Genomic DNA, 15,130 nt, shown 5'->3' with positions numbered 1-15,130 from the left:
GGTCCCAGGGCCCCACAACTCTAGAGCTGCTCCATGACACACGTCGTAACCGAAGCCTGCATCCGCTGCAAGTACACCGACTGCGTTGACGTCTGCCCCGTCGACTGCTTCCGTGAAGGCCCGAATTTCCTGACCATCGACCCCGACGAGTGCATCGACTGCGCCGTCTGCATCCCCGAGTGCCCGGTCAATGCCATCGTGCCCGAAGAAGATGTGCCGGGCGCGCAGCAGCACATGATCAAGCTCAACGCCGATCTGGCCAAGAAGTGGCCCAGCATCACCAAGCGCAAGGCCGCGCTGCCCGATGCTGACGAATGGAAAGACCGGACCGACAAGCTGTCCGAACTGATCCGCTGACCTCGGCCGGCCACGAGCCGGCTGCCAACCGGGCCTGTCGGGCCCGCTCGACCATGGAAAACCAAGTGACTCAAGCGACCTCCGCACCCGCCGCCACCGCCGGCGTGATCGAAACCGATGCCGTCATCGTCGGCGCTGGCCCGGTGGGCCTGTTCCAGGTCTTCGAACTCGGCCTGCTGGAGATCAAGGCCCATATCATTGACTCGCTGGCCTACCCCGGCGGTCAGTGCATCGAGCTCTACCCCGACAAGCCCATCTACGACATCCCGGCCGTGCCCGTGTGCACCGGCAAGGAACTGACCGACAACCTGCTCAAGCAGATCGAGCCCTTTGGCGCGACCTTCCATCTGGGCCAGGAAGTCACCACCGTCGAGAAGCAGGCCGATGGCCGCTTCTTCGTGGCCACCTCCAAGGGCACGCAGTTCCTGACCAAGACCATCTTCATCGCCGGCGGCGTCGGCTCCTTCCAGCCGCGCACGCTGAAGGTCGAAGGTCTGGACAAGTACGAAGGCTCGCAGGTGCACTACCGCGTGCGCAACCCGGCGCAGTTCGCCGGCAAGAACATCATCGTCGTCGGCGGCGGCGATTCGGCGCTGGACTGGGCACTGAACTTCTGCGCCGGCAATGAAGACGGCAGTGCCAACAAGGCCGAGAGCGTGATCCTGGTGCACCGCCGCGACGGCTTCCGCGCCGCGCCGGCCAGCGTGGCCAAGATGCACGAGCTGTGCGAGAACTACGAGATGCAGTTCATCGTCGGCCAGGTCACCGATATCGATGAGAGCGACGACCAGCTCAAGGGCGTCAAGGTCACCGGTGGTGACGGCGTCACCCGCGTCGTGCCCTGCGACCAGGTGCTGGTGTTCTTCGGCCTGTCGCCCAAGCTCGGCCCGATCGCCGAATGGGGCCTGGCGCTGGAGCGCAAGCAGATCGTGGTCGACACCGAGAAGTTCGAAACCTCGGTGCCGGGCATCTTCGCCGTCGGCGATGTGAACACCTACCCGGGCAAGAAGAAGCTGATCCTGTCGGGCTTCCACGAGGCCGCGCTGGCCGCCTTTGCTGCCGCGCCCTACATCTTCCCGGAAAAGCGCATCCATCTGCAGTACACCACCACCAGCCCCAAGCTGCACAAGGTGCTGGGGGTGGAGACGCCGGTGTTTGATTGACGATTGACGGACCACCCCCTACGCGCTGCGCGCCACCTTGCAGGCCGCATCAGGCCTGAGGCCTGATCCTTCGACAGGCACAAACGCTGTGCGTTTGTGTCCGGTCTCAGCCCTCAAGGGGGCAGGCCCGTACGCCCGGCGGAGCCGGATCGTCGGGCCTCGCTGGGTGAATACATGCCCGCCGTTGGCGGGCTTTTTCGTGGCGCTCGTCAGAGGCTGATGAGCCAGAACAAACCACAGAGCCTCTGAGTCACCGAGGAATTCACAGAGCAAGTGATGCGTTGATGATTTCTCCTCCGTGTCTCTGTGGCTCTGTGGTTGGTTAGGGGCCGCTTTCGCAGGCATCAACACTTGACGAGAATGAGCCATTTTCATGGCGCCGTACAATGGCGGCTTCGCTAGGGGTGCTGGCTCATGCAATGAGCCGGCTGAGAAAGTCCCTTTGAACCTGATCGCGCCTGTTGGCTCATCGAGCTGGCAGGACCGAGGTAATCCTCGCGCAGGGAAGCCAAGCCAGTCTCGATGCTGTCGCCCGTCCACCGGGCGGCCACCTGGGTCTTGTGACGCCTCTCTGCCACAAGCCCAAGCAGTATCGAGATGAGCGCTTCACTGAAACCCCTCACCCATATCGCCGCCGCCGCAGCCCTGCTGTGCACGGCCCAAGCCTTTGCCCAGGCCAGCCTGCCGGCCGTCACCGTCAGCGGCCGCAATGCCGATGCACCGGTGCTGGTGGGCGGTTTTGGCGACACACCGGTGGCCAAGCTGCCGCTGCAGGCCAGCGTGATTGGCGCCGAGCGCCTCGCCGATACCGGCATCGCCAACCTGGCCGGCTTCAGCCAGCTCGACGCCAGCATCAGCGATGCCTACAACTCGGTCGGCTACGTGTCCTACCTGAAGATCCGCGGCTTCGATCTGGACAACCGTTTCAACTACCGCCGCGACGGCCTGCCTATCAACGCGGAGACCGCGCTGGCCTTGGGCAACAAGAGCGCCATCGAAGTGCTCAAGGGCACGAGCGGCATCCAGGCCGGCACCAGCAGCCCAGGGGGCCAGGTCAATCTGATCGTCAAGCGCCCGACGGTGGAACTGCTCAGCGTGTCGCTCGGCGTGAGCGAGCGTGGTACGACCGAAGCCGCACTGGACTGGAGCCAACGCTTCGGCGAGGGCAAGGCCTTTGGTTTGCGTGTCAATGCCAGCGCCGCGCAACTGCACCCGGAATTGCACGACGCCCATGGCAGCCGCCACCTGCTGGCGCTGGCCGGCGACTGGCGCCTGAGCCCTGCCACGCTGCTCGAGGCCGAAGTTGAGCTGAACCGCCAGAGCCAGCCCAGCCAACCGGGCCTCAGTCTGCTGGGCAGCAAGCTGCCTGACGCAAGCGATTTCAACCCGCGTCTGAACCTCAACAACATGCCCTGGACACTGCCGGTGGTGTTCGACAACACGCAGGGCTCGGTCCGACTGCAGCACAAGCTCAGCGCCGACTGGCAGGCGCAGGCCCATCTGGGCGTGCAGCGCTTGCGCACCGACGACCGTCTCGCCTATGCCTACGGTTGCTCGGCTGAGAACAACTACGACCGCTACTGCAGCGACGGTACTTTCGATCGTTCCGACTTCCGCAGCGAAGGCGAACGCCGCAACAGCGAGGCCCTGGACCTGTCGCTGGCCGGCAAGCTGATGGCCGCCGGCCTGAATCACACGATCAGCACCGGCGTGCTGTTCACCCATTACCAGGGTCGCTTCAACAAGCAGGCCTACAACCTGAGCGGCGTCGGCAGCGTCTACTCGACGGTCATCACGCCGGCCGTCCCGACGCTCGGCGACGAGAACACCAACCGTGACGAGCACAGCACCGAGCTCTATCTGCGCGATGCCGTCCAGCTGAGCGCCGACTGGCAGGCCTTTGCCGGCCTGCGCCACACCCGCATCGCCCGCGACAGTGTGCGCACCAACGGCTCACGCCCTACGAGCTACACGCAGACGCTGAACACGCCCTGGCTGGGCCTGTCCTATGCGATCGACAAGCAGCTGATGGCCTATGGCAGCTGGGGCGAAGGCATGGAGTCCGAGGTGGCCCCTAACCGCAAGCGTTATTCAAATGCCGGACAGGCGCTGCCGGCTCTGAAGAGCAAGCAGATCGAGCTCGGGTTGAAGGCGGGCTCCAGCACCGTCGATTGGTCGCTGAACTGGTTCAGCGTCGAGCGCCCGGCCTGGCGCGATATCGGCGCCTGCGACAACGACGATGTGCCCGGCTCCTGCGTCCGTCAGATCGACGGCGTCGCCCGCCATCGCGGCATCGAAGCCCAGGCCGATATCAAATGGGCCGGCGGCGGCCTGCTGGCCAGCGCCATGCAGCTGCAGGCCCGCCGCAGCGGCAGCGCCGATGCCAGCCTCAATGGCCTGAAGCCCGCCAATGTGGCCGAGCGCAGCCTAAAGCTCACCGCACGCCAGAACATCTCGGCCCTGCCCGGCCTGCAGCTCAGCGCCGGCCTGGCCTACGAAGGCCCGCGCGCCGTGTTGCCGGACAACAGCGTCAGCATCGCTGGCTGGACCCGCATCGACCTCGGCGCCCGCTACGAGCAGGCGCTGGGCCAACGCCAAAGCCTGATCTGGCGTGCAGGCATCGACAACCTGGCCGACCATCGCGCCTGGCGCGAGGCCCCGTTCCAGTACGGCCACGCCTATCTCTATCCATTGGCACCAAGAACTTTCAGGGCAAGTGTGGACTGGGTCTTGTAAAGACCTAAAAAACCTGTCTATAATGCAAGGCTCTGTTCCTCGATAGCTCAGTCGGTAGAGCGCCGGACTGTTAATCCGTAGGTCCCTGGTTCGAGCCCAGGTCGAGGAGCCAGAATTCAGCCGCCGTGGTACGGATCCACGGCAGCAAACAGAAGTAAAAACAGATCAGTACCGATCAATTCCTCGATAGCTCAGTCGGTAGAGCGCCGGACTGTTAATCCGTAGGTCCCTGGTTCGAGCCCAGGTCGAGGAGCCAACAAAGACAACGCCCCAGCAGCTCTTGCCGCTGGGGCGTTTTCCTTTGTCTGGTCCATCTCTGGTCCCGGTCCTGCGCGGTCCGGGCCCCTCAAGCTCGTGGCGTCGGGATGACAACAGCGATAGCGCGTTGGGCAATTCGCAGCCTGCGGCATCGGCGTCACGAAACACCACAGCAAGAGGCGCTGAAGCCAGACGGCTATACGACCCGGCCGGCGCGCGCCACGGTCCATCTCCGGCCCCGACCAACCCGGGGCGCCTGCACTTCCAGGTCGCATTGCCCATCGGTGTCATTTGTCCCATGGGGGTGTATCCACTGGCGGTTTGACACCGGGCGAGCAACAGCCCGATGTGTCACCCACGACCGGAGCCACCAGATGCTGCCAGCCTCTACTGTTTTGCCGAGACCCCACACCGACCATGTCCGACTGGATTGGCTGGACGCCGCCGCGGCGCTGCCCGGCGGCAAGACACTGCACTTGGCCCTTCTCCTGCAGAGGCTGTGCTCGACGCGCACCAGCCCGCTCATCAACCTCACACGCCGAATGCTGGCGCTCGGACACGTCAGCCGCGACGCCTGCTATGACGGCCTGCGCCGGCTGGAAGAAGCGCGGCTGGTCTCAGTTCGACGGCTACCAGGCCGATCGCCGCAGATCCTGCTGCTAGAACCTGGATCTACCCCAGGCCTCGCGCGTGCCCTTCAACTCAGCAAGAGCTCCGGGGGGCGTGGCTGAACATGCCGGACATTTCATCTCGACGTCGGAGCACTTCTCAAACGAACTGGTGCAAGTCCTGCTCCACCAGGCTGACGAGCTTTGGCGCCACCTGTCCGCTGATCTTCACCGTGCCGTTCGCTGCGAACGCAATTTGCCCCCTCAGCCCGCCCAGTACAACCTCGAACACTGCATGCTCAACCTTGTACTTGAGACCGGAAAGTACGGTCATGTTCTCAATGACCATGCCGTCTTTCGATGCGAACTCCATGCGCGCAACCAGGTCGTCGGCAAGCACTGCACCGACGATTTTCAGGCCGACCAACTTGGATGCATCGACTGAGCTAAACACGGTCGTCGGCTGCCCCTTGTCGAAAGAAACAGGTTTCGCCGTGAAACCCATGCCTGCCAAAGACTCAAGTGCGTTTAGTAAGTCGCGCACGTTTCGCCCCGGGTTCTCTACCCGCAGAAAAGTCAGCTCGCCCATCTCGACAAGCGCGAAGTCCGTGAAGCTCACGCTGTCCACCTGCTCGTACGTCGGGATCCCATCGGGATCCAACTTCGTCACGACAACTCGTGATCGCCACAAAAATCGATATGAGGCGCTGCTGACAGCGCCGGCCACCCGCGCGAAGCCATAAGTCGCCGAAGTGTCAAACGTCCGCGTGGCGACAAGCGCCGCCAGATCCCGAGCCCGGGCCGGAAGTTGTATCCGAAACCACCTGTATCTGGTCTGCATTACTCCCTCCCAGCTTCAGCACCCAGAAATTCCGATCGAAGCGCAGCAACGAGATCCCTGGCCTTCGACTCAATTACGCGAGAGAGGGCATCAATCTCATGCTTATGGGGTGGCCGCCGTCGCGTTGACACCTTTCCTTCTTCCAACGGGAATACGCCGCTCAGAATGAAGGAAAAACCAGTGCAGTCCTTCGGATCCGCAAACCCAGCCTCGATGTCGTAGACGTTTCCCTCGCCGAGCAGTTCCGTCGCGGTCCACCCCATCTTGATGATGTAGTAGTCCTCTTCGTCCAGAAGTTCATTCAATATCTCTGAGCGGCTGACGCCACTACCGCGCAGAAAGACCCTCTCCACATGGGTCTCTGAGCCAAAGTCGCCGCCACCGGCCTCATCTTCATCGTCCTCCGCCTCAGGCTTGGCCTTGAACACATACACGTCGGTAACGTCGCGCCGCACAAAGCTTGGCAAAGAACTTGCCAGTTCATGGAAGAACTTGGAACGCAGCTTGGCTGAAGGAATGTCGAACAGGGCGACGACCACCTTCGTTAAAGGCTCGGACGTTGCCTTCTCAACCTTGGCAAGCAATGTCTCCCGAACCCCGTTGAGGTAGTCGTTCTGCGTATTGCGCACAACGTAGCCGGCAGCGGACTTGACGAACTCGATAGTGCCGTCGCGGACCTGGACTTGAGAGAACTCACTGCGCTTGTAGTCGACCTCCGAGTATTGGACTCGAATGGTGATGTTGTCGCCATCTCGCGCGACCTGGACTGTGTCACCGCTCGATTCCATCTCCTTCTTCAGCTGCTCGACAACGCCGTGCAACTCGTCGGCACCGCCGACCCCTGACACATCCATCGACGTGGTGCGCTCCCGCCTCGTCGCCACGCCCAATCTCGCAGCGATCTCCTTGTGGTCGTAGTAGTCGTGCGTCAATGTGGAAAAGTACTTCGCCAGCTCATCCCTCGGCGTCTTCTTGCTAACCACGACATTCCGACGCTGGAACAGCTTCACGACAGTCGGCGTATCGACCTTATGCTGATTCAGCGCGTCGAAAACATTTTTGTCGCTAGCGTAGTAGAGCGACGGGCCATGCGCCCGCTTCTTCATTCCCGCCATCCCAAATCTCCCGGGTTGTAGGTGCTGGTAACGCTCGTGATCCGCTCAATCTGGATCTGACTCAAGATCGCTTCGCGCTCCGGGTCAAAGCCCCATGCCTTTACGTACTTCTTTTGGGCCATGCGAAAAACCGACTTGAGGTCGTTCGGCGCGTCTGGATGGGTGACGCGCAGCAAGATTCGCTCGCCTGACTCCAGCATTTGGAATCTGGACAGGCTGTCAAGGAAGTACTCAAACTCCTCTGGACAGGCTGCAGGTGCGTTGTAGTAGATGACGTAGCCTGCCGACTGCGCCTCGGTCGCAGCGTGCTTGATGATGATGTATGGCGCCGTCAACGTCTCGACGGTCGCCGACTGATCCCAAACGTCGCCCTGCCGGCGTGTCATCACCAGGTCAGGGTAGTAAAACGTATAGGTGGTCGGCAACTCGCCTTCGCCCTTCAGGCGAAGGATGTCATTCGCAATGCTGTATAGCCGTTGAATGTCATGGGGGCCGAGGTAGTGCAGTTGCGTACCGGGAGCTACCGGCAGCGCCTGCAAATTGACTTTGTCGACAGCGTCGTAAAACGGCTTGTCGTAGCCGTTGTCATGGTTGTGAACGAACAGTAGCCCACGGACTTCGTGCGCCTCACCTTCATCGACCGAGTACTTTGCCCTCCACGAATCCGAGCATCTGGCACAGTCGATCGTCATGCACAACGATTTGAAGGCCCCACGCAGACTCGTAGAAGTGATCGAACCCTCCGCATAACTCTTCAAATCAGTATGCAGATACACCATCTTGCCTAGATATGGGTCGCGGTAGTGAAAGACGACATCACCCGGATGCGTAGCTTTCGGCTTTCCCCCATCCCCGACGTGTTTCTCATTCGAACACTCAAAGTTGTCGTCAGTCTTGGGGTGCGTCGCCCAAAGGAAATACTTAAAGATGTCCTTCGACAGACGCGCTGCGATCTCGCCAATATTTACGGTCTCCGCCACAACTCCTCCTTACTCCACAACCGCGGCTGGTCGGAATGCCAGCTACGCCTGCCGTGAAGAGTCAGGACGATTTGAGCACACCTCCAGCGAGTCGTTAGGTTAGTGGTTGGCATGGCATCCTGATCCGCCAGATTCGCGCCCCGATGCTGCCCCAGCGCGGATCAAACACTCCGGTGAAATCAATTTCATTTCCTTGGTCGGGCCCTTGCATCGGTCCGTGCCACCAATCCCACTACCAAGGAGATCCAGTGTGTTTTCTACGATCCTGTCCCAGGGCGCGCGGTTCGCGCTTCCTGCTGTTGCTGGCCCGGCTTCCGCCGTGCTGCTGCCCCTCGCGGTGTACGTGCTGATGCGCCGCAAACTCAGCATCCAGGTGAACCTGAGCTGACCACATCGCGGCAATAGCCGCCCTTCCCTTCGTCCCCATTCGCGCCGCCTGGCTCTCCGGAGCCAGGCGGCGCTTTTCATTTGGAGCTCAACATGCCCCGCAAATCCATCCCGGCCGAAACGACGGCCGTCATCGAGACCGCGTTGCCCGCCGGCCCGCAGACCTACCTGCTCCTGCGTGAAGCGCATTCCACCAAGCTCGGCCCTCGCTCGCTCGGCGCCATCCTCTACCAAGTGCTCACCGACACCGCGCGCCAGGCGCTCTTCCTGCGCATCGCCGGCAATGAGGGCGGCGGCTACGTCTCCGATGAAGCCGTGCCCGTGCGCTCTATCATGCGGTGCGTCAGCGAACACCCGGCCGACCAGCCCCTGCGCGCCACCGTGTTCAAACCGGCCTTCGTCGGCAGGTCGAGCAACAACTGGGGCTTCCTGTCGGCCATCCTGTTGACCGAAGGCCTGCTGAGCCGCGACGGTGACAAGCCGCATCTGCTGGTCGATACCGGGCGCTGGGAAGCGTGGTGGGCCGACCACATGGCAATCGGCGGCGACCTCTCCGAGGTGCGCGTCGGCAAAGAGCAGCCGCAGGCGATCGCCGAAGAAGGCGGCAGCGTCGGCCAAGTCGAAGCCGTGGAGGGCGCTGCGGATGGCGCAGTGGCCGTCGATGCTGACGAGGCCATGACCGCGTCCGAGCCCGACAAGCCGGCTCGCGGCCGGCGCAAGGCCCGAGCTGCCGAGCAGGAGTAGCAGTCATGGGCGACCTGAACCCCGATCAATGGTTCAAGGCCGTCACCGCCGATGATCTGCGCCTACAAGGCGTCGACATCGGCGATGGCGAGACAGCGCCGCAGGCCGTCGAGCGCTTGGCCGACGAAATGGGCGTCGATCTACCAGCCGTGGGTCGGTGCCTTGTCTTGCTGCGCTCGGGCCGCTGCATGCTCAGCGGCGGCTCGCCGATGGCCATGCTGTCCTACTCGCCGCGCCGCGGTGTCTACCGCGCCGCCTACGACGGCGACTGCGCCGCGGATCTGAGCTCGTTGTCGGTCACCAGCGCTGGGGTGTGGCTCACGCTGCTATCTGGCGAGATCGGCTCGTTGCCAGATGCCGAAGACCACTGGCTCATCGCCCGGTTCGCGGGTGGCGGCGTCGTCGCGTCCAACCGCTATGTCAGCGACTTGGCCACCGACTACGCGCGCCAGGTGGACGTGCCGCAGATCAGGTTCCTGCCGTCTGAACACGGCAGCTACGAGCGCCTGCTCGGCCGGGCGTTCTGGCGCTGTGCAACGCACTGCCTGCGATAGCGCCGGCTCAATGCCGGATCACAGGGCTCCACCCCTCCCGTCCTTCCTTCTCACCAAGCAACCCACGGCCCCATGTGCGCGAGCACATGGGGCTTTGTCATTCAAGGAGAACTCATGTCTACGTCAACCGATGGCCCGCGGGCGGATGCAGATCCGCAGTTGGCCGGAACATCCCAGCCCACCCTGCCCCGCCTGGAACTCGGGCAGCTCGTCAGCACGCCGGGCGCGCTGAAGCTCCTGATGAAGCGCGGCGTCAGCCCCATCAGCCTCTTGGCCCGCCATGCCCGCGGCGATTGGGGGCAGATTCCCGCCGAGGACGCGCGATCGAACCGCGAGGCGCTCATTCAGGGCTTCCGCGTGATGTCGAGTTACGCGCTGCCCGATGGCGGTGTTATCTGGGTCATCACCGAGGCCGACCGCTCAGTGACGACCTGTCTACTGCCGTCGGAGTATTGAATCGTGAATACCCCGAAATACCTACCGCCACTCGACCACGACCTTGCATTGCTGGTCGAGAGCCTGGCCGATGAAGATCGGCAGGAATTTTGGTCCGAGAGGGCAGCGATACGACAGCACTCGGGCGGACTTTCACGCCGTGATGCCGAACGTGCAGCGTGGCAAGACACGGTGCGTCACTTTGGCCTTCAAGCGCACCCCGACACGCCGATGGACGCGTCACCGCGCCAGAGGGACCAGAAATAGACCGGGGGCATGTCCGGTGCCGCGCTGGTCCGTGCGCTGGCGCTGGCATCGCCACGCCCTTCTTCAACCTATGCCCACTGGACGCCAGACCAAGCCGGCAGCCCCACGGACTTGTACTTCGTGGGGCTCCGCCCGGGGCAAGATGGTGCCAGGGGGCAAGACATCACGAGTTGCCCGATGAAACGTCAATTCAAGTTCACCAAGAAGGCGCTGGATGCGCTCGCGCCCGATGCAGTCGCACGCGAGGTCGAGTACAGCGACACCGACATTGCCGGCCTGCGCGTCGTCGTCAACAGGCTGGGGCGCAAGGCTTGGCTGCTGCGCTACACCTTCCACGGCAGCAAGCGCTCGATGAAGATCGGCGAGTACCCGGCCATCGACATCAATGAAGCCCGCCTGCTTGCCAGCGAGGCACGTGCTCAGATCGCGCGGGGAACTGACCCTCAACTTTCGCGCACCCAAGAGGCCATGCTTCGCGGCATCACCTTGACGCGCTTCATGGAGGAGGACGCTCTCAAGCACTTCAAGGCAACCCAGCGCAGTTACCGCGACTCTCTGGGCAGGTGGAAGCGGCACCTCCAGGAAAAATTCGGGGCGACACCGATCGGTGAAATCCGGACGCAGGGCATTCAGCGACACCATGACATGCTCAAGGACCGACTCAGCCCGGCCACGGCCAACCGCGTCTTGGCCTTGCTGAAACGATCCTTGAACTTGGCCATCGTGTGGGGCAAGTTAGAGAAGAACCCATGCCGCGGTGTGCGAATGCACCCCGAGAACAACCACAGGCAGCGCTACTTGGCAGGCGATGAACTCCGGCGATTCATGCAGGCACTCGATTGCGAGCCGAATCAGACGGCAGCCTCGCTATTCAAGTTCCTGCTGGCCGTCGGCGTGCGACGTGGGGAAGCGCTGACCGCCAAGTTCAGTGACATCTCCATCGAAACGGCAACCTGGCGCCTTCGCAACGTCAAGAACAACAAGGCTCGCACCGTGTACCTGAATCAAACTGCGCTGGAGATCGTTAAGCGACAGCGAAATGTCTCGCGGTGGGACTGGGTATTCCCTGCGCGCGACGGCCGAGATGCTCATATGGCCGACCCCAGAAAGGCATTCAAGCGTGTCATCGAAAGGGCCGGAATCAGTGACATCGTTGTTCACTCGTTACGACACTCACATATCACGTTAGTTGCCCAGCACTACCCGCTGCAAGTTGCAAGTTGGCTTGCCGGCCACCAGACACTGGCGGTGACGGCGAAGTACGCGCATGCGCAAGAACATCAGCTGCGCGAAGCATCTGGAATGATCTCCAATATTCTGACCAACGCGGCTGCAGCATCCGGCGCCTGACGAAATTTCGGAGAGCGAATTTCGCTCTCTTTTTTTCCTGCTGCAGGACACCCTTTCTCATCACCCTGTAACCATGCATATCATCGCCAGTTGCCATACCTAACTCCATTTTCAGACGCACTTAGCCATGAGCTCCGTCCCGCCTGAGCACTTGCTTGCTGACCTGATAGCCGCCCTACCCAAACGCGGGAGTCTTGGCGCCGCCAGGGGCTCGGTCATCGAACTTGAGACGCACGACAGTACCGAAGAATTCATCGATCTCTTCAAGCCCTGGGCGGCTGCCGTGGAGAAGGGCATGGCTGCGGATGCCCCTGAGGACATGCGCGAAGAGCGTCTGCGGCGTGCCGACCACGAGCTATGTGCCTATGTCGACGAGTACCCTGCAAAGGGCGATTTGCTGTCGCTGATAGTCGCACTTGAAGATGGCCTGAGAGCGCGCACGAACTCGGCAATGCTGACCGCTCCTGTGTGCCATCGCGAGCGGGCCTTCCTTTTCACAGGATGGATGACCGAAATCCTGCGCGACTACGGGCTTCATCACCACGGACTCTACAAAAAGGAACTGGATCGATTGACCAGCGCCTTCAACCAATCCGCCGCTGCGCTCGAGCGACTCGACAAGCTGATGGAGCAGATCGGTCGTCACGTGCTTGTCGACCAGATGATCGGGCACGGTCATCGCGAGCGCATCTCGGACGTTCGTGAGGACGTCGTTGCCATGGCCGCGCTGTACAGGGACCTGCTGACCCGGGACGATGACGCTGGCATCAAGGCCCTGCTGGTCGACAACGGCCATGAGATCCGTCGCCAGTTCGCCGAGTCCTGCGCGTTGCTGTGCCTGAAGGTGTACGGGCATGTCACCACGCAGATCCTGCAGCAGTGTTTCAACCTCAAGCGCATGCACCACCTGCAGGCGCTGCGGCCGCCCGAGCAAGGGCCCACCGATGCTGAAGCCGAGCGCAAGCGACTGGATCGCGGCATGAGCACGTCCCTGACGCGCGCGCTGAGGCTGGCCCAGCGAGAGCACTGGCCGACGCTGCCCATGCTGCAGGCGCTGGCGCGGTCTCGCTAGGCGTCAGCGTGTCGTTCTCCACGCGGAGGAACCGCAAGGGGGCGATGCAGCGGAGAGGGGGCCTGAGTCCAAGGGCCATGGTTTCGGGTCGGACATGCACGAGGTGTCGTGCAGTCTTTCCCTGTCCGAGCCCTGTTTTGCGGAAATGACACTCCCTGTTCGAGATCGGCATGTCGCTGATCGAACCGTCGAACAGGAGGATTCATGTCACTCAATGTCGAGGCGACACCGCAGGACGCCACCGAGCGTTCCACCCCGCCGTCCAGCATCGCGGTCGCGGTGCTGGGCGCCCCCGCGCCGCAAGCCGGCGCCGAATCCGGGACCGCCATCGGAGCTGTAGCTTCCGGGGCTACAGCTACCGGCGCCGCTGTTCCTGGCACTGCACCGCGGGGCAGCCCGGCCGGTCGTCTCCGGTTGGTCCCCGCGTCGGGCGCCGCCGCCGAGGGCGAGCCGTCGAGTCCCGTGCCGGCGGCTCGCCGCCCCGTCGAGAAGTCCGTTCCCGGCGTCAAGTACCTGAGGACGCTGCAAACGCCCGGTCAGGACCACGTCACCTACGGCGGGCGGATTCCCTTCGAGGGACGCCACGTCTGGAACACTTATGGCACGGTGCCGCCCAGCACCCATCTGCAGATGCTGATCAAGCACGAGCGGGCCATCGCCCTGGCCAAACACGGCACGGACCCGCGCCTGGGCTCCATGCCCGTCAACGTCGTGATCGAGCAGTACCTGAACGATCGCGCCGACAAGAAGTCAATCGACAGCGATCGATCCCGGCTTCGCCTGCTCGCCCATCAGATCGGCGACATGCCCGTCTGCGAGGTGCGGCCGGCCACGCTCATCCGCGTGTACGACACCCTGTGCGGAGACAAGGATGCGCTGGGCAACAAGCGGCGCGAGCATTCCACCGACAACCGCTACCGCGCGGCTGCCAAGGCCTTCTTCTCCTGGTGCCATCGGCGCGGTCTGATCGATAGCAATCCGGCCAAGGTGCTGGCGATGAAGCCGGAGAACCCGAACCGCACCCGCATTCTCAATGCGGACGAGGTGGCCGACTTCGACGCGGGCCTGCAAGACTCTCCTGTCAAGGTCCAGCTGTTCTGCAAGTTCCTGCTCTTCACCGGCGGTCGTTCGGGCGAAGCGCTCCACGCCTTGCACGAGGACATCGACATCCGCGCCGCGACCTGGGTGATCCCCAACTCCAAGAGCGGCCGGCCGCGCATCGTGCCGTTGTCGGACCTAGCGCTAGGCGTGGTCCGGGAGCTGCAGGCGATCCGCGTCAACCCGTACCTGTTCCCCTCGCGCAATGGACGCAGCCACATGAGCCGCCCTGGCAAACGCTATGCCGAACTGCTGGCCCGCGCCGGCATCGAAGGGCTGCGCATGCATGACTTGCGCCGGACCTTCGCGACCTGGGCCGTGCAGGCTGACGAGCGCGACAGCACCATCCATGACGTCAGCCGCGTCCTCGGGCATAGCAGCGTCAAGGTGACCGAGCGCTACGTCGCCACCTCGCCCCGCTGCAGCCGCCAGGTGGTCGTCGGCGCCGCCAGCATGTACCAAAGCAGCCTGGCCGCAGCCCAGGCCCGACCGTCTGATCCCGCCGGCTCCCTGCCGGCCTCTTCGTCCCTGACCTCTTCCATGGAGCAAGCATGATTACTGAAACCTTCGGCGATGAACGTGATTACGAGGACGGCGGCCTGCACATCAGCGGCATGAGGCCTCCGCGCTCTGAATCAAGCGATGCGGGCGACTTCACCGACGAGTTCATCGCCACCGCCGACGAGGTGCTGACGCCGAACACCAGTTGGGTCGACCCGGTCTCGGTCGGCAATGAAATCCGTCGTCTCGCGGGCAAGATGGCCAAGTTCTGGAACGCTACGCGGCATGGCCAGAACGTCACCTTTCACGAGGGCGTGGCGCATATGTCCAGGACGGGTGTGCTCGGCAGCTGGACGCCGCGAGGCGGCGAGGTCCCCAAGCCGGTGAGCGCCTTCAGCAATTCGCTGATCGAGGTCGATGCGCTGTCTCTCGGCCAGCTGCTGTCGCGCTGCAAAGACAACAGCAGCGTGGTCTGGATGAACGGCTTCCATGCGATCCATTTCCACTTCGGTATCGCGATCCTCGACACCGAGGAACGCCTGCATTGCTGGCTGCCTTACGCCTGAAGGCATCCAGCGGTCCTACTGGCCCTCGCGGCCAGTTCTCAGCGGCCACCGGACGCGGTGGCTTCGCTGAGTGCCCCGCTCGCACCGACGCTCGCGTC

At 63.0% G+C, this 15,130-nt stretch carries 14 protein-coding genes and 2 tRNA genes; 13 read left to right on the top strand and 3 right to left on the bottom strand.

Annotated features, from left to right (window positions below; translation table 11 throughout):
* Window positions 1–33: 33 nt before the first annotated feature.
* The 5 genes from fdxA to RQP53_RS14345 all read left to right on the top strand — a co-directional run bounded on the left by fdxA (window position 34) and on the right by RQP53_RS14345 (window position 4,512).
* The gene (gene fdxA / locus RQP53_RS14365) at window positions 34–357 is read left to right on the top strand and encodes a ferredoxin FdxA (RefSeq protein ID WP_315651045.1); all 324 of its coding nucleotides are present in this window, start codon (window positions 34–36) and stop codon (window positions 355–357) included.
* A 53-nt stretch (window positions 358–410) separates the two neighbouring features.
* The gene (locus tag RQP53_RS14360) at window positions 411–1,520 is read left to right on the top strand and encodes an NAD(P)/FAD-dependent oxidoreductase (RefSeq protein ID WP_315651044.1); all 1,110 of its coding nucleotides are present in this window, start codon (window positions 411–413) and stop codon (window positions 1,518–1,520) included.
* A gap of 597 nt (window positions 1,521–2,117) precedes the next feature.
* A complete protein-coding gene (locus tag RQP53_RS14355; protein ID WP_315651043.1) occupies window positions 2,118–4,256 on the top strand; it encodes a TonB-dependent siderophore receptor in 2,139 nt (712 codons plus the stop codon).
* A gap of 36 nt (window positions 4,257–4,292) precedes the next feature.
* A tRNA-Asn gene (locus tag RQP53_RS14350) sits at window positions 4,293–4,368 on the top strand.
* Between the two features lie 68 nt (window positions 4,369–4,436).
* Window positions 4,437–4,512, top strand: a tRNA-Asn gene (locus RQP53_RS14345).
* Window positions 4,513–5,282: 770 nt separating this feature from the next.
* Here RQP53_RS14345 and RQP53_RS14340 read toward each other — a convergent pair.
* The 3 genes from RQP53_RS14340 to RQP53_RS14330 all read right to left on the bottom strand — a co-directional run bounded on the left by RQP53_RS14340 (window position 5,283) and on the right by RQP53_RS14330 (window position 8,058).
* Window positions 5,283–5,792 carry a hypothetical protein gene (locus RQP53_RS14340; RefSeq protein WP_315651041.1) on the bottom strand — a complete coding sequence of 170 codons (510 nt, stop codon included), beginning with the start codon at window positions 5,790–5,792 and terminating at the stop codon, window positions 5,283–5,285.
* A 170-nt stretch (window positions 5,793–5,962) separates the two neighbouring features.
* Complete coding sequence (locus tag RQP53_RS14335) at window positions 5,963–7,078, bottom strand: hypothetical protein (protein ID WP_315651040.1); 1,116 nt, start codon at window positions 7,076–7,078, stop codon at window positions 5,963–5,965.
* On the bottom strand, window positions 7,066–8,058 hold the full coding sequence (locus tag RQP53_RS14330) for a PD-(D/E)XK nuclease domain-containing protein (RefSeq protein ID WP_315651039.1): 993 nt from the start codon (window positions 8,056–8,058) through the stop codon (window positions 7,066–7,068). Before RQP53_RS14330 ends, RQP53_RS14335 begins: the two co-directional genes overlap by 13 nt.
* A gap of 250 nt (window positions 8,059–8,308) precedes the next feature.
* Between RQP53_RS14330 and RQP53_RS14325 the strand changes: the two genes are divergently transcribed.
* From RQP53_RS14325 to RQP53_RS14290, 8 genes are all read left to right on the top strand, one after another.
* Window positions 8,309–8,446: a hypothetical protein gene (locus RQP53_RS14325; protein WP_315651038.1), complete on the top strand. Its 138-nt coding sequence runs from the start codon at window positions 8,309–8,311 to the stop codon at window positions 8,444–8,446.
* Window positions 8,447–8,538: 92 nt separating this feature from the next.
* On the top strand, window positions 8,539–9,189 hold the full coding sequence (locus tag RQP53_RS14320; RefSeq protein ID WP_315651036.1) for a hypothetical protein: 651 nt from the start codon (window positions 8,539–8,541) through the stop codon (window positions 9,187–9,189).
* Window positions 9,190–9,194: 5 nt separating this feature from the next.
* Window positions 9,195–9,743, top strand: a complete 549-nt coding sequence (locus tag RQP53_RS14315) for a hypothetical protein (RefSeq protein ID WP_315651034.1) — start codon at window positions 9,195–9,197, stop codon at window positions 9,741–9,743.
* Window positions 9,744–9,857: 114 nt separating this feature from the next.
* Window positions 9,858–10,199 (top strand): hypothetical protein, encoded by a 342-nt coding sequence (locus RQP53_RS14310; protein ID WP_315651033.1) that lies wholly within the window; start codon window positions 9,858–9,860, stop codon window positions 10,197–10,199.
* Between the two features lie 423 nt (window positions 10,200–10,622).
* The gene (locus RQP53_RS14305) at window positions 10,623–11,795 is read left to right on the top strand and encodes a tyrosine-type recombinase/integrase (protein ID WP_315651031.1); all 1,173 of its coding nucleotides are present in this window, start codon (window positions 10,623–10,625) and stop codon (window positions 11,793–11,795) included.
* Between the two features lie 127 nt (window positions 11,796–11,922).
* The gene (locus tag RQP53_RS14300) at window positions 11,923–12,867 is read left to right on the top strand and encodes a hypothetical protein (RefSeq protein WP_315651030.1); all 945 of its coding nucleotides are present in this window, start codon (window positions 11,923–11,925) and stop codon (window positions 12,865–12,867) included.
* Between the two features lie 204 nt (window positions 12,868–13,071).
* Entirely contained in the window at window positions 13,072–14,520 is a 1,449-nt protein-coding gene (locus RQP53_RS14295) for a tyrosine-type recombinase/integrase (protein WP_315651029.1), read from the top strand.
* Window positions 14,517–15,032: a hypothetical protein gene (locus tag RQP53_RS14290; protein ID WP_315651027.1), complete on the top strand. Its 516-nt coding sequence runs from the start codon at window positions 14,517–14,519 to the stop codon at window positions 15,030–15,032. Before RQP53_RS14295 ends, RQP53_RS14290 begins: the two co-directional genes overlap by 4 nt.
* Window positions 15,033–15,130 lie beyond the last annotated feature (98 nt).

Source organism: Roseateles aquae (assembly GCF_032337115.1).
Taxonomy (GTDB): domain Bacteria; phylum Pseudomonadota; class Gammaproteobacteria; order Burkholderiales; family Burkholderiaceae_C; genus Roseateles_C; species Roseateles_C aquae.
Note: the sequence above shows the minus strand (reverse complement) of the source record. Positions and strands in the feature narration are given on the sequence as shown.